This window comes from Denitratimonas tolerans (assembly GCF_037203605.1).
In the GTDB taxonomy this organism is placed as follows: domain Bacteria; phylum Pseudomonadota; class Gammaproteobacteria; order Xanthomonadales; family Xanthomonadaceae; genus Denitratimonas; species Denitratimonas tolerans.
The window spans coordinates 206,109-222,716 of record NZ_JBBDHC010000002.1; the positions used below are offsets into that span (position 1 = coordinate 206,109).

Annotated in this window: 18 protein-coding genes; 8 read left to right on the forward strand and 10 right to left on the reverse strand. The window is 69.3% G+C overall.

The features are described from left to right. Window positions 1-7 precede the first annotated feature (7 nt). The 4 genes from ggt to rsmD all read right to left on the reverse strand — a co-directional run bounded on the left by ggt (window position 8) and on the right by rsmD (window position 3,664). Entirely contained in the window at window positions 8-1,726 is a 1,719-nt protein-coding gene (gene ggt, locus WB794_RS02185) for a gamma-glutamyltransferase (RefSeq protein WP_337334204.1), read from the reverse strand. Window positions 1,727-1,943: 217 nt separating this feature from the next. Continuing rightward, window positions 1,944-2,450, reverse strand: a complete 507-nt coding sequence (locus WB794_RS02190) for a hypothetical protein (RefSeq protein ID WP_337334205.1) — start codon at window positions 2,448-2,450, stop codon at window positions 1,944-1,946. A gap of 63 nt (window positions 2,451-2,513) precedes the next feature. Further along, a complete protein-coding gene (gene coaD, locus WB794_RS02195; RefSeq protein WP_337334206.1) occupies window positions 2,514-3,011 on the reverse strand; it encodes a pantetheine-phosphate adenylyltransferase in 498 nt (165 codons plus the stop codon). Next, a complete protein-coding gene (gene rsmD, locus WB794_RS02200) occupies window positions 3,008-3,664 on the reverse strand; it encodes a 16S rRNA (guanine(966)-N(2))-methyltransferase RsmD (RefSeq protein WP_337334207.1) in 657 nt (218 codons plus the stop codon). Before rsmD ends, coaD begins: the two co-directional genes overlap by 4 nt. Before the next feature lie 86 nt (window positions 3,665-3,750). On the opposite strand from rsmD, the gene ftsY reads away from it, so the two are divergent. The 6 genes from ftsY (at window position 3,751) to WB794_RS02230 (ending at window position 8,472) form a co-directional block, all read left to right on the forward strand. Beyond that, window positions 3,751-4,839 (forward strand): signal recognition particle-docking protein FtsY, encoded by a 1,089-nt coding sequence (gene ftsY, locus WB794_RS02205; RefSeq protein ID WP_337334208.1) that lies wholly within the window; start codon window positions 3,751-3,753, stop codon window positions 4,837-4,839. A gap of 34 nt (window positions 4,840-4,873) precedes the next feature. Then, a complete protein-coding gene (locus tag WB794_RS02210; RefSeq protein ID WP_337334209.1) occupies window positions 4,874-5,926 on the forward strand; it encodes an AsmA family protein in 1,053 nt (350 codons plus the stop codon). Between the two features lie 2 nt (window positions 5,927-5,928). Beyond that, complete coding sequence (mutY, locus tag WB794_RS02215; protein ID WP_415926630.1) at window positions 5,929-7,062, forward strand: A/G-specific adenine glycosylase; 1,134 nt, start codon at window positions 5,929-5,931, stop codon at window positions 7,060-7,062. Then, window positions 7,059-7,331: an oxidative damage protection protein gene (locus WB794_RS02220; RefSeq protein WP_337334210.1), complete on the forward strand. Its 273-nt coding sequence runs from the start codon at window positions 7,059-7,061 to the stop codon at window positions 7,329-7,331. The genes mutY and WB794_RS02220 overlap by 4 nt, the downstream gene beginning before the upstream one ends. 306 nt (window positions 7,332-7,637) lie before the next feature. Further along, the gene (locus tag WB794_RS02225; RefSeq protein ID WP_337334211.1) at window positions 7,638-7,931 is read left to right on the forward strand and encodes a ComEA family DNA-binding protein; all 294 of its coding nucleotides are present in this window, start codon (window positions 7,638-7,640) and stop codon (window positions 7,929-7,931) included. Between the two features lie 148 nt (window positions 7,932-8,079). Beyond that, entirely contained in the window at window positions 8,080-8,472 is a 393-nt protein-coding gene (locus tag WB794_RS02230) for an MAPEG family protein (RefSeq protein ID WP_337334212.1), read from the forward strand. Window positions 8,473-8,502: 30 nt separating this feature from the next. On the opposite strand, the gene WB794_RS02235 is transcribed toward WB794_RS02230, so the two are convergent. The 4 genes from WB794_RS02235 to WB794_RS02250 are packed head-to-tail and all read right to left on the reverse strand — an operon-like array spanning window position 8,503 to window position 11,376. Continuing rightward, complete coding sequence (locus WB794_RS02235; protein ID WP_337334213.1) at window positions 8,503-8,826, reverse strand: non-heme iron oxygenase ferredoxin subunit; 324 nt, start codon at window positions 8,824-8,826, stop codon at window positions 8,503-8,505. Next, window positions 8,823-9,359 carry a GNAT family N-acetyltransferase gene (locus tag WB794_RS02240; RefSeq protein WP_337334214.1) on the reverse strand — a complete coding sequence of 179 codons (537 nt, stop codon included), beginning with the start codon at window positions 9,357-9,359 and terminating at the stop codon, window positions 8,823-8,825. The genes WB794_RS02235 and WB794_RS02240 overlap by 4 nt, the downstream gene beginning before the upstream one ends. Before the next feature lie 60 nt (window positions 9,360-9,419). After that, a complete protein-coding gene (locus WB794_RS02245; protein ID WP_337334215.1) occupies window positions 9,420-10,706 on the reverse strand; it encodes a sensor histidine kinase in 1,287 nt (428 codons plus the stop codon). Further along, window positions 10,693-11,376, reverse strand: coding sequence for a response regulator transcription factor (locus tag WB794_RS02250; RefSeq protein WP_337334216.1), 684 nt, complete (start codon window positions 11,374-11,376; stop codon window positions 10,693-10,695). The genes WB794_RS02245 and WB794_RS02250 overlap by 14 nt, the downstream gene beginning before the upstream one ends. Before the next feature lie 260 nt (window positions 11,377-11,636). On the opposite strand from WB794_RS02250, the gene WB794_RS02255 reads away from it, so the two are divergent. Beyond that, a complete protein-coding gene (locus tag WB794_RS02255) occupies window positions 11,637-12,389 on the forward strand; it encodes a phosphatase PAP2 family protein (protein WP_337334217.1) in 753 nt (250 codons plus the stop codon). After that, on the forward strand, window positions 12,389-14,050 hold the full coding sequence (locus tag WB794_RS02260; protein WP_337334218.1) for a phosphoethanolamine transferase: 1,662 nt from the start codon (window positions 12,389-12,391) through the stop codon (window positions 14,048-14,050). The genes WB794_RS02255 and WB794_RS02260 overlap by 1 nt, the downstream gene beginning before the upstream one ends. A gap of 9 nt (window positions 14,051-14,059) precedes the next feature. Here the strand turns inward: WB794_RS02260 and WB794_RS02265 are convergent, their stop codons facing one another. Both WB794_RS02265 and sufD read right to left on the reverse strand, forming a co-directional pair. Continuing rightward, entirely contained in the window at window positions 14,060-15,304 is a 1,245-nt protein-coding gene (locus WB794_RS02265) for a cysteine desulfurase (protein ID WP_337334281.1), read from the reverse strand. Further along, entirely contained in the window at window positions 15,283-16,566 is a 1,284-nt protein-coding gene (gene sufD / locus WB794_RS02270; RefSeq protein ID WP_337334219.1) for a Fe-S cluster assembly protein SufD, read from the reverse strand. Before sufD ends, WB794_RS02265 begins: the two co-directional genes overlap by 22 nt. Between the last annotated feature and the right edge of the window lie 42 nt (window positions 16,567-16,608).

A 16,608-nucleotide genomic window follows, 5' to 3' on the forward strand; every position in this document is an offset into this window, starting at 1 on the left:
GGCTGTCTCAGCGATAGATCGCGGCCGGCGCGCCCAGTGCGCCCTTGCCGACCGCCTTCCAGCGCCGGTCGCTCCCGGCTTCGACCTCGCCGCTGCGGCGGTTCCACAGCACCACCTGCATGTTGCCCCAGGTCGAATCGGCGATCTTGACGGTGTGGCCCATCGATTCCAGCTGCGCCACCACGTCGCCGGGCAGCGCACCCGGTTCGGCCAGGATCGCATCGGGAACATACTGGTGGTGATAGCGCGGGCGATCCGCGGCCGCCTGCGCGCCGCCGCCGTCCATCAGATCCATCAGACCCAGCAGCACCATGGTGATGATGCGGCTGCCGCCGGGGGTGCCGATCGCCGCGGTGCGCTCGCCATCGCTGAGGAAGGTCGGCGTCATCGAGGACAGCGGGCGCTTGCCCGGCGCGATCTCGTTCGCCTCGTCGCCGATGAGGCCGAAGGCGTTGGGCACGCCCGGCGCGGCGGAGAAGTCGTCCATCTCGTTGTTGAGCACGAAGCCGGTTCCCGGTACCGCGAAGGCGTTGCCGAAGGTGAGGTTCACCGTCTGGGTCACCGCCGCCAGGTTGCCCTCGGTGTCGATGATGGAGAAGTGCGTCGTGTCCGGCCGTTCCCGCGCCGGCCCGACCGGCGGCAGAAGGCTGCTGGGCGTGGCCTTGTGCGGGTGGATCGAAGCGCGCAGGCCGGCGGCGAAGTCCAGGCTCATCATGCGCGCCAGCGGCACGTCGACGAAATCCGGATCGCCCAGGAACTGCGCGCGATCGCGGTAGGCGCGACGCATGGCCTCGACCACCAGGTGGGTGCGCTCGCCCTGTGCCATCGCCGGGTAGTCGTAACCCGACAGCACATTGAGGATTTCCGCCAGCGCCACCCCGCCCGAGGACGGCGGCGGCGCGGTGACGAGCTGGAAGCCGCGGTGTGAAAACCGCAGCGGCTCGCGCTCGACGGCGCGGTACTGGGCCAGGTCTTCCAGCGTCCAGATGCCGCCGGCACCGCGCACGCCGTCCACCAGCCTGCGGGCCAGCGAACCGGCGTAAAAACCCTCGCGACCGTCGCGCGCAAGCCGCTCCAGGGTGCGCGCATAGTCCGGATTCTTCAGCACCTGCCCGGCTTCGACCGGCTTGCCCTTGCGCAGGAACAGCTCGCGCGCACCGGGCGATTGCGCCAGCACTTCGCTGCGCCAGGGCAGGACCTGGGCGGTCTTGGCATTCATCACCCAGCCCTTGCGCGCGAGGCGGATGGCCGGGGCCAGCGACACCGAAAGCGGCACCCGGCCATATTTTTCCGAAAGATGCGCGAGGCCGGCCGGCAGTCCGGGGATCGCGGCGGCGAGCGGGCCGTCGATCGAGCTTTTCGGACGCACCTGACCGCTGGCATCCAAGTACATGTCGCGGGTGGCCGCCAGCGGTGCGCGCTCGCGCGCATCGACGAAGACATCCCGGTCGCCATCGGCCAGGTGCAGCAGCATCAGGGCACCGCCGCCGATCCCGGAGCTCTCCGGCTCGACCAGCCCGAGGGTTGCGCTTACCGCCACCGCGGCGTCGAACGCATTGCCGCCCTGCGCCAGCACTTCCAGACCCGCGTCGGTGGCATAGGCGTTGGCGCTGGCGATTGCCGCCTGGCGCGGCGGTACGGGAGCCTGTGCTTCGCGCGCCTGCAGCGCGGCCGAAAACGGTAGCAGCAGAAGGATCAGGCCCAGCAGAACGGGACGAATATTCATGGAAACAGCTCCTGCGGGCCGCGCCACGGCGCGACGCCTTCATCAATCAACGGCGCAGCGGCCAGCCTGAGGCCCGGGAATGCGCCAGACCCTGCGCGCATCCGCGACGGCAGCACGGGCTGCGGGCGGTCGCGTGCGGAAACGCAGCAACCCGGCGCAGCCGTGGCCGGGTCACCGGCAATGACGCGGCCCGTCAGGCCGCGCCACCGCATCAGGATCACTTGACCTCGTGGAACACCACGTTGGCACCGCTCGGCTCGACCGCCGTCCTGACGCGCTCCAGATCATCGCTGCTGCCGATGAAGAGGACGCGAACATCCTTCATCGAGCCGGCCGGCACGTGCTGGAAGGCCTCGACGATGAGGTCGGCCATGCGTCCGGACGCAGGCGATCCGAAGGCGAGCATGTTGCCCGGCAGCACGCCGCGCATCACCGCGCCGCCCACGTTGTCGACCTGGCGCTGGTACTGCTCGTCGAAATCCTCGGCGTCCTGCGACGGCAGGTAGTACATGAACGGGCTGCTGCGGATGCCCTCCATGTGCTGCTTGGCCACGTTGACCAGGTACAGCTTCCAGGCCTGGGCGTTGTCGGCCGGCGGTGCCACCAGCGGTGCCTGCGCCACCGCCTCGACCTTGGGTGCCGCGGCGTCCTTGCCCTGCTGATTGCAGCCGGAAAGGAACAGTGCGCCAGCCACCAGCGCGATGAGAGCCATCTTCTTGGTCATGTCATTCACCTCAGATCTTGGATTGTTCCGATTTCCCCAGCGCCCGCAAGTCCGGGTGCGTACCTAACCACGTCCCCACTTCCTCTTCAGCGCCGCCAGCACCGCCGCCGGCACGAAGCCCGACACATCGCCTCCGAGCCTGGCGATTTCGCGCACCAGGGAGGAGGAAATGAATCCGTATTTTTCCGCCGGCGTCAGGAACAGCGTCTCGACCTCCGGCACCAGATGCCGATTCATGCTGGCAAGCTGGAATTCGTACTCGAAATCCGACACCGCGCGCAGCCCGCGCAGCAGCACGCCCGCCCCCACCTCCGTCACGAAGTGCGCAAGCAGCGTGGAAAACCCGCGCACCTCGACGTTCGGAACCTCCGCCAACCCGAGCCGCGCCAGCTCGATGCGGTCCGCAAGCGCGAATCCCGGCCCCTTGGCGGGGCTTTCCGCCACCCCGACGATGATCTTCTCGAACAGCGGCGCGGCCCGAGCAACGAGGTCGATGTGGCCATTGGTTATCGGGTCGAAGGTGCCCGGATAAAGCGCAATGCGGTGCCTGGCTGGACTCATGTCGTCGGTGGCGCCTGGTCGCCGGAGGATGGAGCGAGTGTAGCAGGCGCATCATGCACCGAAGCGTCTTTCCGGCGCGCGAAAAGAACGTGGCGCGTGTCGCGGGTTTCGCCCTGGCGATGCGGCGTGAACCCCGACAGCTCATGGACGGGCTCGCCGCGCGCGCTTTCCACATAAACCCTGGCCGCGGGCGACAGCCACGGCCCCAGCGCATCGAGCACCGCCCGATGCAGCCCGGCGGCAAAAGGCGGGTCGACGAACACCACGTCGAACGGCCGACCCGGACCGCGCATCAGCCACGCAAGCGCATCGTCGGCCACCACCTCGACCTGATCGGCACCAAGACGCGCCTTGGCCGCGCCCAGCGCCGCCAGCGCGCGCGGATCGCGCTCGACCATCACCACCTCGCCGGCACCGCGCGAGGCCGCTTCGAACCCGAGCGCGCCGCTGCCGGCAAAAAGATCGAGGCAGCGGACACCGGCGATATCGCCCTGCAGCCAGTTGAACAGGGTCTCGCGCACCCGATCCGGGCTGGGCCGAAGCCCGGGCACCGCCGGCACCTCCAGGCGCGAGCCGCGCCAGCGGCCGGCGATGATCCTCACCTTGCCCGCCGGCGGCACCGGCGATCGGGCGGCGGTCCGCGGGCGACTCATGCGGACCACCGGCACGCAGTGGCTTCATCGGAAGGAAGGGAGGCGGGTGATACCATGCCGGCCATTCTCCGACACTCCGCCCCTGGATGTTCAAACTCTTCCGCAAGAAGCCCGTCGAACCGGCTGCCGATGCGCCCGCGTCGCCTGCGCAGGGCGCGCCATCGCCCGTGCCTGCCGTGGATTCGTCCCCGCACGACGCGCCCGCAGCCGGCCTCGAAAGCGTGGCTTCACCCGCGCCGCAGGCACCGGAACCCGCCGCTGCGAACTGGCGCGACCGGCTGCGCAACAGCGGGTTCGCCAGGAACTTCTCCTCGCTGTTCTCGCGCACCGTCAAACTCGACGAGGATTTCCTCGAGGAAATCGAGACCTGCCTGCTGACCGCCGACGTCGGCGTTGCGGCCACCACGATCATCGTCGAGGACCTGCGCCAGCGGATGGATCGGGGCGAGTTCTCGGATGCGCGCGACCTGCTCAACGCGCTGCGCGGCGAGCTGATTGCCCTGCTGGTGCCGGTGGCCGAGCCGATCAACATCTACACCGGTGCCAAACCTTTCGTGATCCTCACGGTGGGCGTCAACGGCGTCGGCAAGACCACCACCATCGGCAAGCTGGCGCGGCGCTATCTGGACGAGCGCAAGCAGGTGATGCTGGCGGCCGGCGACACCTTCCGCGCGGCTGCGGTGGAGCAACTCAAAACCTGGGGCGAGCGCAACGGCGTACACGTCGTGGCCCAGTCCAGCGGGGCCGATCCGGCTGCGGTGGTCTACGACGCGCTGCAGACGGCGCAGGCACGCGGCACCGATATCCTGATCGCCGACACCGCCGGGCGGCTGCACACCCAGCAAGGGCTGATGGACGAGCTGGGCAAGGTGCGGCGGGTGCTGGGCAAGCTCGATCCCACCGCGCCGCACGAGGTGCTGCAGGTGATCGACGGCACCACCGGGCAAAACGCGATCAACCAGGTGCGCCAGTTCCAGAAGGCCGCCGGCGTGACGGGCCTGATCGTCACCAAGCTCGACGGCAGCGCCAAGGGCGGAGTGATCTTTGCCCTCGCGCGCGAATTCGGCCTGCCGATCCGATTCGTCGGACTGGGCGAGGGCGTGCACGACCTGCGCGCCTTCGATCCCTATGCCTTCGTCGACGCACTCCTCCCCGAATCCCTCGCCGCGGCCTGAAGCGGCCGCCCGGCCGCGTCGCCGCTGGCTGCTGGTGCTGCTCCTGCCGGGGCTGGCCATCGCGGCGGCTCTGGGGCTGCGCGCACTGCTGCATCCCGAACGCATCAGCGACTTCCTGCTGCAGCAAGGGCAGCAGGCAACCGGGCTGGAACTGTCGCTCGACCGCCCCGCCGATGTCGGCCTGTGGCCGGACCTGCACGTCCAGCTCACCGGCCTTGGCGCGCGCGCGCCGGGTGCCGCACAGCCGCTGCTGCGCGCCGAGCGGATCGAGGCGGCGCTGCCGTGGTCGATGCTGCGCAATCAGGACATCACCCTGCTCGGCCTGCGCCTGATCTCGCCGCAGCTCGATCTTGTCGCCCTGCAGGACTTTCTCGACCGCGACGACGACATCGGGCCACCCGCGCCCATGCGCATTCCGACGCTCGATGCGCCGCTGGAAGTGCGCGACGGGCGCATCGCCGGTGACGGCTGGGCGCTCGAGCAGCTCGACCTCACCCTGCCCGCGCTGCACGAAGGCGCGCGCACCAGCCTCGGTGCCAGCGCGCTGTGGGTGTCGGGCACCGACAGCGCGCCGGCGGCGGGCCAGCGGTTCGCCCTGCAGCTTGCTGCCGTACCGCACAGCGACGGCTCCACGCTGCGCCTCGACCAGATCGCGCTGGACCTGGTGCTCGATGCCGTGCCGCAGTGGCGTCCCCGTATCGAGGGCATCGTCTCGTGGAATCCCTCCGGCACGCTGGCGCTCGCGCTCACCAGCCAGATCGCCGCCTGGCCCGCGGACTGGCCCGCCCTGCCGCTGCCGCCGGGTGATGCGGACGCCACGGTTCTGGCGCTGGCCTATTCGGGCGATGCCGCGCTGACCGGGCTTGCCACCTTTTCCCTCTGGCGCGGCGACGACGGACTGCGCGGCGCGCTGACCCTGCACGACACGCTGGCCTGGCTCGGCGGAAAGGAGCGGGGCCTCGTGCCCCCGGCGGAAGGAGAAATCCGCATCCCGCGGCTGGAATACGAGGGCATCCAGGCCGAGGGCATCCGCATCCGGCTGACGCCACCCGGGGCCGAGGATGCGGAGAAGGACGCGGCGCATTGAATATCGCCCGCAAGAATCGGCCTTGCCCGGATGCGCCGGACGGCAGTGCGGAGCATGACCCACCCGGCTTCGCCGTGCGCCTGCTCGACTGGTTCGAACCGCACGGACGCCACGACCTGCCCTGGCAGCATCCGCGCAGCGCGTATCGGGTGTGGCTGTCGGAAATCATGCTGCAGCAGACCCAGGTGCAAACCGTCATCGCCTACTTCGAACGGTTCACCGCCGCCCTGCCCGACCTTCCTTCACTCGCCGCCGCCTCGCACGACGAGGTGATGGCGCTGTGGTCGGGGCTTGGCTACTACGCCCGCGCCCGCAACCTGCACGCCGCCGCGAAACTGTGCATGGAGCGACACGGCGGCGCGCTTCCCACCGATTTCGACGCGCTCCTCGCCCTGCCCGGCATCGGGCGCTCCACCGCGGGCGCGATCCTTGCGCAGGCGCATGGGCTGGCATTCGCGATCCTCGATGGCAACGTCAAGCGCGTGCTCGCGCGCTGGCGCGGCATCGACGGCTGGCCCGCTGCTTCAGCGGTTGAGCGCGAGCTCTGGCAATTCGCGGAATCACTGCTGCCAAACGATCGCCTTCCCGACTACACGCAGGCGCTGATGGACCTGGGCGCGACCGTTTGCACCCGCACCAGACCCGCTTGCCCACGCTGCCCGCTGCGCCAGGACTGCGTCGCGCGGCGCGAGGGCCGCGTCGAACAGCTGCCCACCCGGAAACCGGCAAAAATCCTGCCGCGCCGTGAATGCGCCATGCTCCTGGCCTTCGACGAATCCGGCCGCGTGCTGCTGCAAAAGCGCGGTGGCCCCGGCGTCTGGAACGGCCTGTGGAGCCTGCCCGAAGCGCCCGATGCCTACTCGCTCGCCGCCTTCATCCAGCGCCACCTGCGCACCCGCGGTGCGGCGCACGTCCTGCCCGCCTTCGAGCACGTCTTCAGCCACTACCGCCTCACGATCACTCCACACCGCCACAGCGCCGCGCAGGCGCGCCTGCGGGTGGCCGACAATAATGGCCCGGAACTGCGCTGGGCCGCGCCAGCCGAATGGCCGGATATCGGCCTTCCCGCGCCGGTGCGCCAGCTGCTCCAGTCCCAGTGCGCCCACCAGTCCACATCCAGCGAGGAAACCCCATGACCCGCACCGTCTTCTGCACCAAGCACCAGAAAGAAGCCGAAGCCCTCGATTTTGCCCCATGGCCCGGCCCGCTCGGCCAGCGCGTGCTCGACCACATCGGCAAGCCCGCCTGGAACGAATGGCTCGCCCACCAGACCATCCTCATCAACGAATACCGCCTCACCCCGCGCGACCCGAAGGCGCGCGCCTTCCTGCAGGCGGAGATGGAAAAATTCCTGTTCGGAGAAGGGACGCAGATGCCGGCGGGTTACGTCGCGCCGGAAGGATGACCGGAGCACCGCGCCAAATGCGGCCAACCGCGTTCCAGCCCACCCCGGGAGGCTCCGAACAAGTCGTCACCCCAGCGAAGGCCTGGATCCATGTTGCTGTTTTTGAATGGATTCCAGCCTTCGCTGGAATGACGGTGAAGGCTTGCCCAGAGGTTCCCTAGGACAAGTCCGACCCCACGTTCGGGCCAATTCCTGCGCCAGGGCCGTCGTTTCCCGGATGCCGGGCAACCGCGCCGATGAGGACACTGTCTCCACCGCCGGACATCGCGTCCAGGCGGCACATCCACCCCTCATCGGAGACATGCCATGACCAAGTTCGCCCTCATCCTCAAGTCCCTCCTGCTCTCGCTCGCGCTGAGCTTCGCCGCCTTCGCCGCCAGCCCGGTGAACATCAACTCTGCCGACGCCACCGCGCTCGCATCCGGCCTGCACGGCGTCGGCCCCGCCAAGGCACAGGCCATCGTCGATTACCGCCAGGCCCACGGTCCGTTCAAGAGCGTCGACCAGCTCGCCTCGGTGAAGGGCATCGGCGCGGCGACCGTCGAGAAGAACCGCGACCGCATCCAGCTCGACGCGACCCGCGCCGCGCAACCGGAGTAACGCGTCACCCTGCGACGCCCGTCCCGCACCCGCGTGCGGGGCGGGCTGCGCGCTTGCCGCATCGCGCGCGACCACATCCGAGGCCGCGCGTCCTGTCCACGCCCGGATATGCCAGACTCCCGCAATCCCCACCGCTGCGGAGCTCCCCATGTCCATCGCCTACTGGTGCATCCTGATCGCCGCCACGCTGCCCTACGTCTGGGTCGCCATCGCCAAGTCCAGCGCGCCCGGATACAACAACCGGGATCCGCGCGGCTGGATCGCCAGGCAGGACAGCCCCCGGGTGCGCAACGGCTATGCCGCGCACCTCAACGCCTTCGAAGCCTTCGCGCCGTTTGCCGCCGGCGTGCTGATGGCGCAGTTCGCCGGCGTGGATCATGCCCTGATAACGCAACTGGCCCTCGCCTTCATCGCCTGCCGGGTGCTGCACGGGGTGTTCTATCTCGCCGCGATCCCGCTGATGCGCAGCCTGGCCTGGTTGGGCGGCATCGCCTGCGTTGTCGCGCTGATGGTGCCGGCGGCGCTGAAGATCGGCGGCTGACGCCGGCGACCGGACGCGCATGCGCGTCGCTCAATCCGGCTCGCGCACCCAGATCATGCCGTCTTCCACCTTGACCGGGTACGGACGCGCCGGCTCGTAGGCGGGGGCGCGCAGAGCTTCGCCGCTGCGCACGTCGAACAGCGCGCCGTGCAGCACGCACTCGATCTGGCCGGTGGCCTGATCGTAGGGCCCGGCGGAAAGCTCGAAGTCCTCGTGCGTGCAGCGGTCTTCCAGCGCGTAGAAGATGCCGTCGAAGTTGACGATCACCAGCGGCACGTCGCCGAACCAGGCGACGTGGGATTCGCCGGGCAGCACGTCCGAGGTCGGACACAGCACGGTCCAACCGCCGCTCACAGCGCCTTCTCCAGCAGCTCGAAGCGCAGGTCGTCGCGGCGCGGCAGGCCAAAGCGCGAATCGCCGTAGGGAAACGGTTTCCTGATGCCGGTGCGGCGGTAGCCGCGGCGTTCGTAGAAGGCGATCAGCTCCTCGCGCACGTCGATTACGGTCATGCGCATGGACGCCAGACCCCAGACCTCGCGCGCGATGCGCTCGGCCTCGGCCAGCACGCGCTTGCCCACTCCCGCGCCCTGCCCGTCCGGGCGCACTGCGAACATGCCGAAATACCCCGCGTCGCCATCCACGGCCACATGCGCGCAGGCCAGCAGTTCATCGCCGCGCCGCGCCAGGAGGATGCGGCTTCGCGGATGGACCAACTCCTGCTCGATGGCCTGCGAATCCACCCGCTGGCCGTCGAGCAGATCGGCCTCGGTGGTCCAGCCCTGGCGGCTCGCGTCGCCGCGATAGGCCGACTCCACCAGCGCCACGATCGCGGCAACGTCGGCCGGCGTAGCGCTATCGAAAACCAGGTCATCAGGCAGTTCGGTCATGCGCGTATGGTAGCGGCTGCGCCCCGGGCCGGACTGTGGAAGCGAGCCATTTCGCCGCCCTCAGGGGGCCAGCGAGCCGGACAGGTCCAGCCGCACGCGCGTGCCCTGTCCATCCGGCCCCGGCTGGATGTCCAGCGGCCAGCCCAGGTGCTCGCTGAGGCGGGCGATGAGCGCCAGCCCGATGCCGCTGCCGCGATCCCCGCCGCGCGCGATCCGGGCATAGAGCGCGCTGATCTCTTCCGGCGTCATGCCGTGTCCCGGATCGCGGATCTCCACCCGCGCGCTCGCGTCCAGCCAGATGCAGATGTCGCCCTGGTCGCTGTGTTCGATGGCATTGCGGACGAGGTTCGCGACGGTCACGCGCACCACGGCCTCGGGCGCGATCACGATGCACGGCGCGAGCGACCCAAGTACCAGGCGCAGCGCCTTGCCTTCGCACAGCGCGCGGTGATCCTCCACCACGGCGCTCACCACCTCGTCGAGCCGGATGCGCTCGGAAGCGTCACGGATGCGCCGCGGGACGCGCGCCAGCATCAGCAGCATGGCGACCATTTCTTCCATCTCGGCCGTGGTTCGTGCGATTCGCTCCAGCTGGCTCAGGGCCGCGGCGGGAATGCCGTCGATCACGCGCGCAACCTGCGTGGCACCTCGAATCACCGTGAGCGGCGTGCGCAGTTCGTGGCTGGCGCTGTCGATGAAGGCGCGTTCGCGCTCCACGAACCGGTCATTGCGCCCGAGGTAATCGTTCAGCGACGCGGCTATCACCTCAAGCTCGGTGCTGGCGTAGCGCGACAGTTCGACGCGCTGGCCGCGCCGATCCGGTGCCAGATCGGCGATTCGCGTCGCCAGGTTGCGCAGCGGTCCGGTCAAAAGGCGCACGCCGAAGAAAATCGCCACGCTCAGCAGCAGCATCGCCAGAATCGAAAACAGGATCACCGGGCGCATCAGGCGCCATTCGGCCGCCTCGAATCCGTCGATATCCAGCGCCAGTGCGTGTCGGGTCTGGTGCGAATCGTCGCGCACCAGAACCACCCATTCGTTGTCGTTGAAGCGCACTTCATCGTGCAGGCCGGGCGGCAGCGCCGAGACTTCCGGGGGCACCTGCGCGCCGGCATCGAAGCGGTAGAGGTCGAGCTTGCCGTTGTTCGACCAGGCATGGTCGGGATCATCGCGCAGGCGTGCGAAGATGATGTCCATCTCGGTGTCCAGCATCGCCTGCCAGAGCATGCGCTCAGCGTGCTCGTTGACCATCAGCCCATGCGTGAACAGGGCCGCGCTCAGGAGCAGCCCGTAGACCACCAGGCCAACGCCCACCTGGCGCGCGAGGCTGGACCTAACCCTGATCATCGGGAACCGCCAGGCGATAGCCGACGCGCGGCAGGGTATGGATCAGCTTGATCGTCTGGCCGGCATCCACGCTGCGGCGCAGTTCGTAGATGTGGGAGCGCAGCGCGTCGCCATCCGGAGGCTCGTCGCCCCACAGCGCGTACTCGAGCTGCTGCCGGCTGACCGCGGCGGGGCTGGCTTTCATCAACTCCTGCAGGAGCCGGAGCGAGGCGGGGTACAGGTGCAGCGTGCGATCGCCGCGACGCGCCTCCAGCGTGCTCAGGTCGAGCGTGAGGTCGCCAATGCGGAGGGAGCGAACGGCCACCCGCCCCTGGGCTCGCGTCACCAGCGCCGCCAGGCGCGCTTCCAGCTCGAACAGGTCGAAGGGCTTGGTCAGGTAGTCGTCCGCCCCGGCGCGAAAACCCGCCAGCTTGTCCGGCAGCTGGTCGCGCGCGGTCAGCATCAGCACGGGAACGTCACGGCCGTGCGCGCGCAGGGCCTCCAGCACCGCAGGGCCTTCCATGCGCGGCAGCATCCAGTCGAGGATCACCGCGTCGTAGTCGTTCGTCAATGCCAGATGCAGCCCGACCAGCCCGTCGGGCGCGGCATCCAGGTGCGCGCCGTGCGCCTCGAAATAGGAAAACAGGTTCGCCACCAGGGCCGGGTGGTCTTCGATCACGAGCAGGCGCATCGGCTCAGCGTCCGGGACAGTGCGCAAAGCATGGTCGAAGTCGCACTTCGGTGCCAGTCCGAGGGCTGCATCGTGTGTCCGTCCCAGGCTTTTGCCCGGTCAATTAATGCGCAACAAACGAAACTTCGACGGCTCTCCGACACCGCTGGACCGATGCTTTCGGCCACTCGGACCCTGTACCCGTCAGCCATTGCGTCATGTCGTCGAACCTGCTTCACGCAATTCACCCAGCCGAACGCGCCGTCAGTCCGGCGCAATCCGTGCCCGCATCCGATCGGCACCTCGACCCCGTACTCCTTGCGGGCTGGAAGGCCGGCGCAGCCGTACTGCTGTTCGCCGCCCTCCTGGCCGGATTGTTGCAATACGCGGGTGGAGACCTCTGGCTTGCCGACCGTATCTACCGCTGGCAGGGCGGCCAGTGGGCGCTGCGCGACACCTGGCTTTTTTCCACCGTGCTGCACAGGGGCGGGCATCACCTCAGCGTCGTCGCCTGGCTGGCAGTGGTCGCCGCCTGGGCCGCGAGCGGGCGCTGTAAGATAGTGCCGGCCCACTGGCGCAGGCCGCTGGGCTATCTGGCGGTGACGGTGCTTGCATCGACTCTGCTGGTGGGCCTGATCAAGCGCTGCAGCGGCGTGGACTGCCCCTGGGACCTGCTGCGCTACGGCGGCACGCACGCCTACCTTGCGCCGTTTTCGCCGGCTTCCTTGGGCCAGCCCGGCGCGTGCTTTCCCGCCGGTCACGCCAGCGCAGGCTACGCCTGGGTGGCAGCGGGTTTCGCGCTCGCGGCAAATCCGCGCCGCGCGCGTCTGGCATGGGCCCTGGCAATCGCGGCCGGCTTGGTCTTCGGCATCTCCCAGCAGATTCGCGGCGCGCATTTCCTGTCGCATGACATCTGGACCGCGGCACTGTGCTGGCTGGTGGCCGCGCGGCTGTTCATGCTTTGGCGCCGGCGCGATCCCGAGGCACCCGTCGGCACGCCTGTTCGCCCGGGCAACGCGCGGGGTGGTGCCTGATGAACGCCATCGCCATCGACGAGGGCGCGCGCAGCACCCGCCGTTGGAGCCGCCCGGCACTGTCCAGCGAAACGATGATCCTTTTGGCCTGTGCCTGGTTCGTGCTGGCCTGCAACGGGCCGTTCTGGGCCGCCGTACAGCGAGCGCAAGCATCCACCGCACTGGCCGTCTCGCTGGGCGTGGCGATGTTCGCGCTGCACGCCTTCCTGATCGGCCTGTGCGCCTGGGGCCGCGCGGTGCGACCGCTGCTGGCGGTGCTGCTGGTCACCACCGCCTTCGCCACCTGGTACATGGATCGCTTCGCGGTGGTCTTCGATGCCGACATGATGCGCAGCATCGTGCAAACCGATCCGGCCGAAACGCGCGAGCTGCTCAGCCCCAGCCTGATCCTGCATGTGCTGCTGCAAGGCGCGCTGCCTGCCGCCGCACTGTGGCTCGTCACGCCCAGGCAGTTGCCCTGGCGACGCCAGCTGAAACGGCGGCTGCTGTTCCTGGTCGCCACGCTGGCGCTGGCCGTAGGTGCGCTGCTGCCGGTGTCGCAAGGCGTGTTCGGACTCATGCGCGGCGATCCCCTGCTGCGCTACCGCATCACGCCGGGCAACTTTGTGGTTTCCGGCGCGCGCGCGCTGGCGCAGGGTGACGCGAAGGCGGCGCTCGGCCCGAAGCGGCCCATCGCGACCGACGCCATCCAAGTGCCCACCGCCGCTACCCGCCGCCCGCGCCTGCTGGTGCTGGTGGTCGGGGAAACCGTGCGCGGCGACCACTGGGGGCTGAACGGCTACGCGCGCCAGACCACGCCCGCCCTGGCGGCCCGCGCGGATCTGGTCAATTTTCCGGACGTGAGCGCCTGCGGCACCAGCACCGCGGTCTCGCTGCCGTGCATGTTCTCCCCGCGCGGCCGGGCGCACTACGATCGCGCCGCCATCGCCGGCGAGGCATCGGTGCTCGATGTGCTCGCCAACCTCGGAATTTCGGTGCTGTGGCGCGACAACCAGGCCGGCTGCAAGGGCGTGTGCGACGGCGTCGAAACACAGGCGATGTCGTCTGCCGACGATCCCGCGCTCTGCCACGATGGCCGCTGTCTGGATGAAATCCTGCTGCGCGGCCTGGCCGAACGCATCCAGGCCGCGCCCGGCGACCAGCTCATCGTCCTGCACATGCTGGGCAACCACGGACCCAACTATTTCGAACGCTATCCGGCCGCCGACGAGCACTTCACCCCGACCTGCCGCACCGCCGAACTGAGCCGCTGCGGGCGCGAGGAAATCGCCAACGCCTACGACAACGCGCTGCTCTACACCGACGCGGTGCTGGATCAGCTCATCGAGCTTCTGGCCGCCGAGCGCGAGCGCGACATCGCGATGCTCTATGTCTCCGATCACGGCGAATCGCTCGGCGAATACGGCCTCTACCTGCACGGCGCGCCCTACCGCGTGGCACCGCGCGCGCAGCTGCACGTGCCGATGGTGCTGTGGATGTCACCCGCGTTTTCCGCCAACAGCCGCATCGACACGGCCTGCGTGCGCGAGGTCGCGCGCGAGCCTGTCAGCCACGATCATCTGTTCTCGACCCTGCTGGGCGTGTTCGACGTGAAAACCAGCGCCTATGATCCCGAACGCGACCTGTTCGCCGCGTGCCGCGATTCTCCCGAGGCCGTGTAGCCGTAACGCTCAGGCCAGCAGCGCGCGCACTTTGCGCAGTGCGGCGATGAAGGCGTCGATTTCCTCGTGGGTGTTGTAGAAGGCGAGCGAGGCGCGACAGGTCGTTCCCACGCCCAGCCACTGCAGCAGCGGATGCGCGCAGTGCTGGCCCGAGCGCACCGCCACGCCCTCGAGGTCCAGCAGCGTGGCCAGGTCGTGCGAATGGACGCCGTCGATGGCGAACGACACCACCGCGGCCTTGTCGGGCGCGCGGCCGAAGAGGCGCAGGCCATCGATGTGGTCCAGCTCCCCGGTCAGGTGCGCAAGCAGCTGCGCCTCGCGCGCGTGGATGGCCTGCATCCCGACGCCTTCGAGAAAATCGACCGCCGCGCCCAGACCCGCGAAGCCGGCGATGTTGGGCGTGCCGGCCTCGAAGCGATGCGGCGGATCGTTGTAGACGGTGCCCTCGAAACGCACCTCCTTGATCATCTCGCCACCGCCCAGGAACGGCGGCATCGCCTCCAGGTGCTCGCGTCGCGCCCACAGCGCGCCGGTTCCGGTCGGGCCGCAGAGCTTGTGCCCGGTGAAGGCGTAGAAATCGCAGCCGATCGCGGCCACGTCGACCGCCCGATGCGGCACCGCCTGGGAGCCATCGACCAGGGTGACGATGCCGCGGCGGCGCGCTTCGCGGCAGATATCGCGCACCGGATTGACCGTGCCCAGCACGTTGGAGGTGTGGGTGAGGGCGAAAAGCTTCACCGCGCCGGTGAGCTTCTCGTGCAGCATCTCAGGGTCCAGCGTCCCGTCGGGCAGCAGCTCGACCACCTCGATACGCGCGCCGCAGCGCGCGGCCACCAGCTGCCAGGGCACGATGTTGGCGTGGTGCTCCATGCGGGTGAGGAGAATCACGTCACCCGGCTTGAGCCGCGGCTGTGCCCAGGAATACGCGACCAGATTGATCGCGAAGGTGGTGCCGCTGGTCAGCACGATTTCGTCGCGACGCGCATTGATGAAGCGCGCCAGCTTCGTGCGCGCGCCTTCGTAGGCCTCGGTGGCCTCGTTGCCGAGCTGGTGCACGGCGCGGCTGACGTTGGCGTTGTGGCGGCGGTAGAAATCGTCCACCGCCGCGATCACCGCGTCGGGTTTCTGGCTGGTGTTGGCCGAATCGAAATAGACCAGCGGCTTGCCGTGGACCTGGCGCGCAAGCAGCGGGAAGCGCGCGCGCAGTGCCGCCCAGTCGGGTTCGTGCGGGCTCACGCGAGGGTGTCCAGACAGCCGTCGAGCGCCGCCTCGGCGGTGCTGCGCAAGGGCGCGTCGAGGACGCTCAGCACCTCGCGGCAGAAGGCCGCCGTCAGCATGCGGTGCGCCTGCGCCTGCGGAATCCCGCGCGAGCGCAGGTAGAACAGCGCGGTGTCATCGAGGCTGCCGACCGTGGCACCGTGCGCGGCCTGCACCTCATCGGCGTGGATTTCCAGCACCGGCTGGGTGTCGATCTCGGCCTCGTCGGATAGCAGCAGGTTCTTGTTGGAAAGCCGCGCGTCGGTGCCGTCGGCACCGGCCTGGATCAGGATGCCGCCGTGGAACACGGCGCGCGAGCGCTGCGCTCCGAGGCCGCGCCATTCCAGCAGGCAGGAGGTGTCGCGCGCGACGTGCCTGATGCCCAGGCGCGTGTCCAGATGGCGGCGGCCATCGCCCAGCAGCACGCCGTTGGCGTGCAGACGCGCGCCTTCACCATGCAGCCCGACGTTGAGCTCATGCCGCGACAGCGCTGCACCCAGCTCCAGATCAAGCCGCCGATAGGTGGATTTTTCCGCAAGCACGGCCTCGGTGCGCAGGAAATGCGTCGCGCTCGCCGCCTCGGCCTGGATGCGCAGATGACCAAGCTCGGCATGCGGCTCGATCCGGACCTGGGTCAGCGCGTTGCAAAGATGCGCGTGTGCGCCCGGCGCACGCTGGTGCTCGACCACGCATAGCCGCGCGCCCTCGCCCAATTCGATCAGGTGACGCAGCGCCCAGGCCGCATCCTCGGGCGCTGGCGCACCGATGAACACCAGATGCAAAGGTGCTTCCACCGCAACGCCGGCCGCCACCCGCAGCACCACACCTTCCTCGGCCAGCGCGCCGTTGAGCTGGGCGAAGACCTCGTCGCGTGCATCGAAGCGGCGCGCAAGGAAGGCGAGCGCCTGCGGCGAGTCCTCGCGCAGGGCCTGCGACAGGGGCCGCAGCGAAACCCCGTCCGGCAGGCCGGAGAAATCGCTGAGCGCCGCCGCGAAGCGGCCGTTGACAAAGGTCAGGCGCGGCGCGGCGGGCAGCGCCAGCGCGCCGGCATCAAGCGCCACCGGCGCACCGTCCACCGCAAAGCGACGCCGCTCCAGCGCGCGCAGCGAGGTGTACTTCCAGCGCTCCTGGCGCAGCGTGGGAAGGCCCGACTCGAGCGCCTGCGCCAGCGCCGCACGCCGCGCCGCCGCCAGCCCGCCGGCATCACGCAGCGCGAGCGCATCGAAGCCTGCGGCAAGGGATTCAAGGAGAGGGGTCATGGGGTGGTCAGGGATTCGGGATTCGGGATTGGAGATTCGATG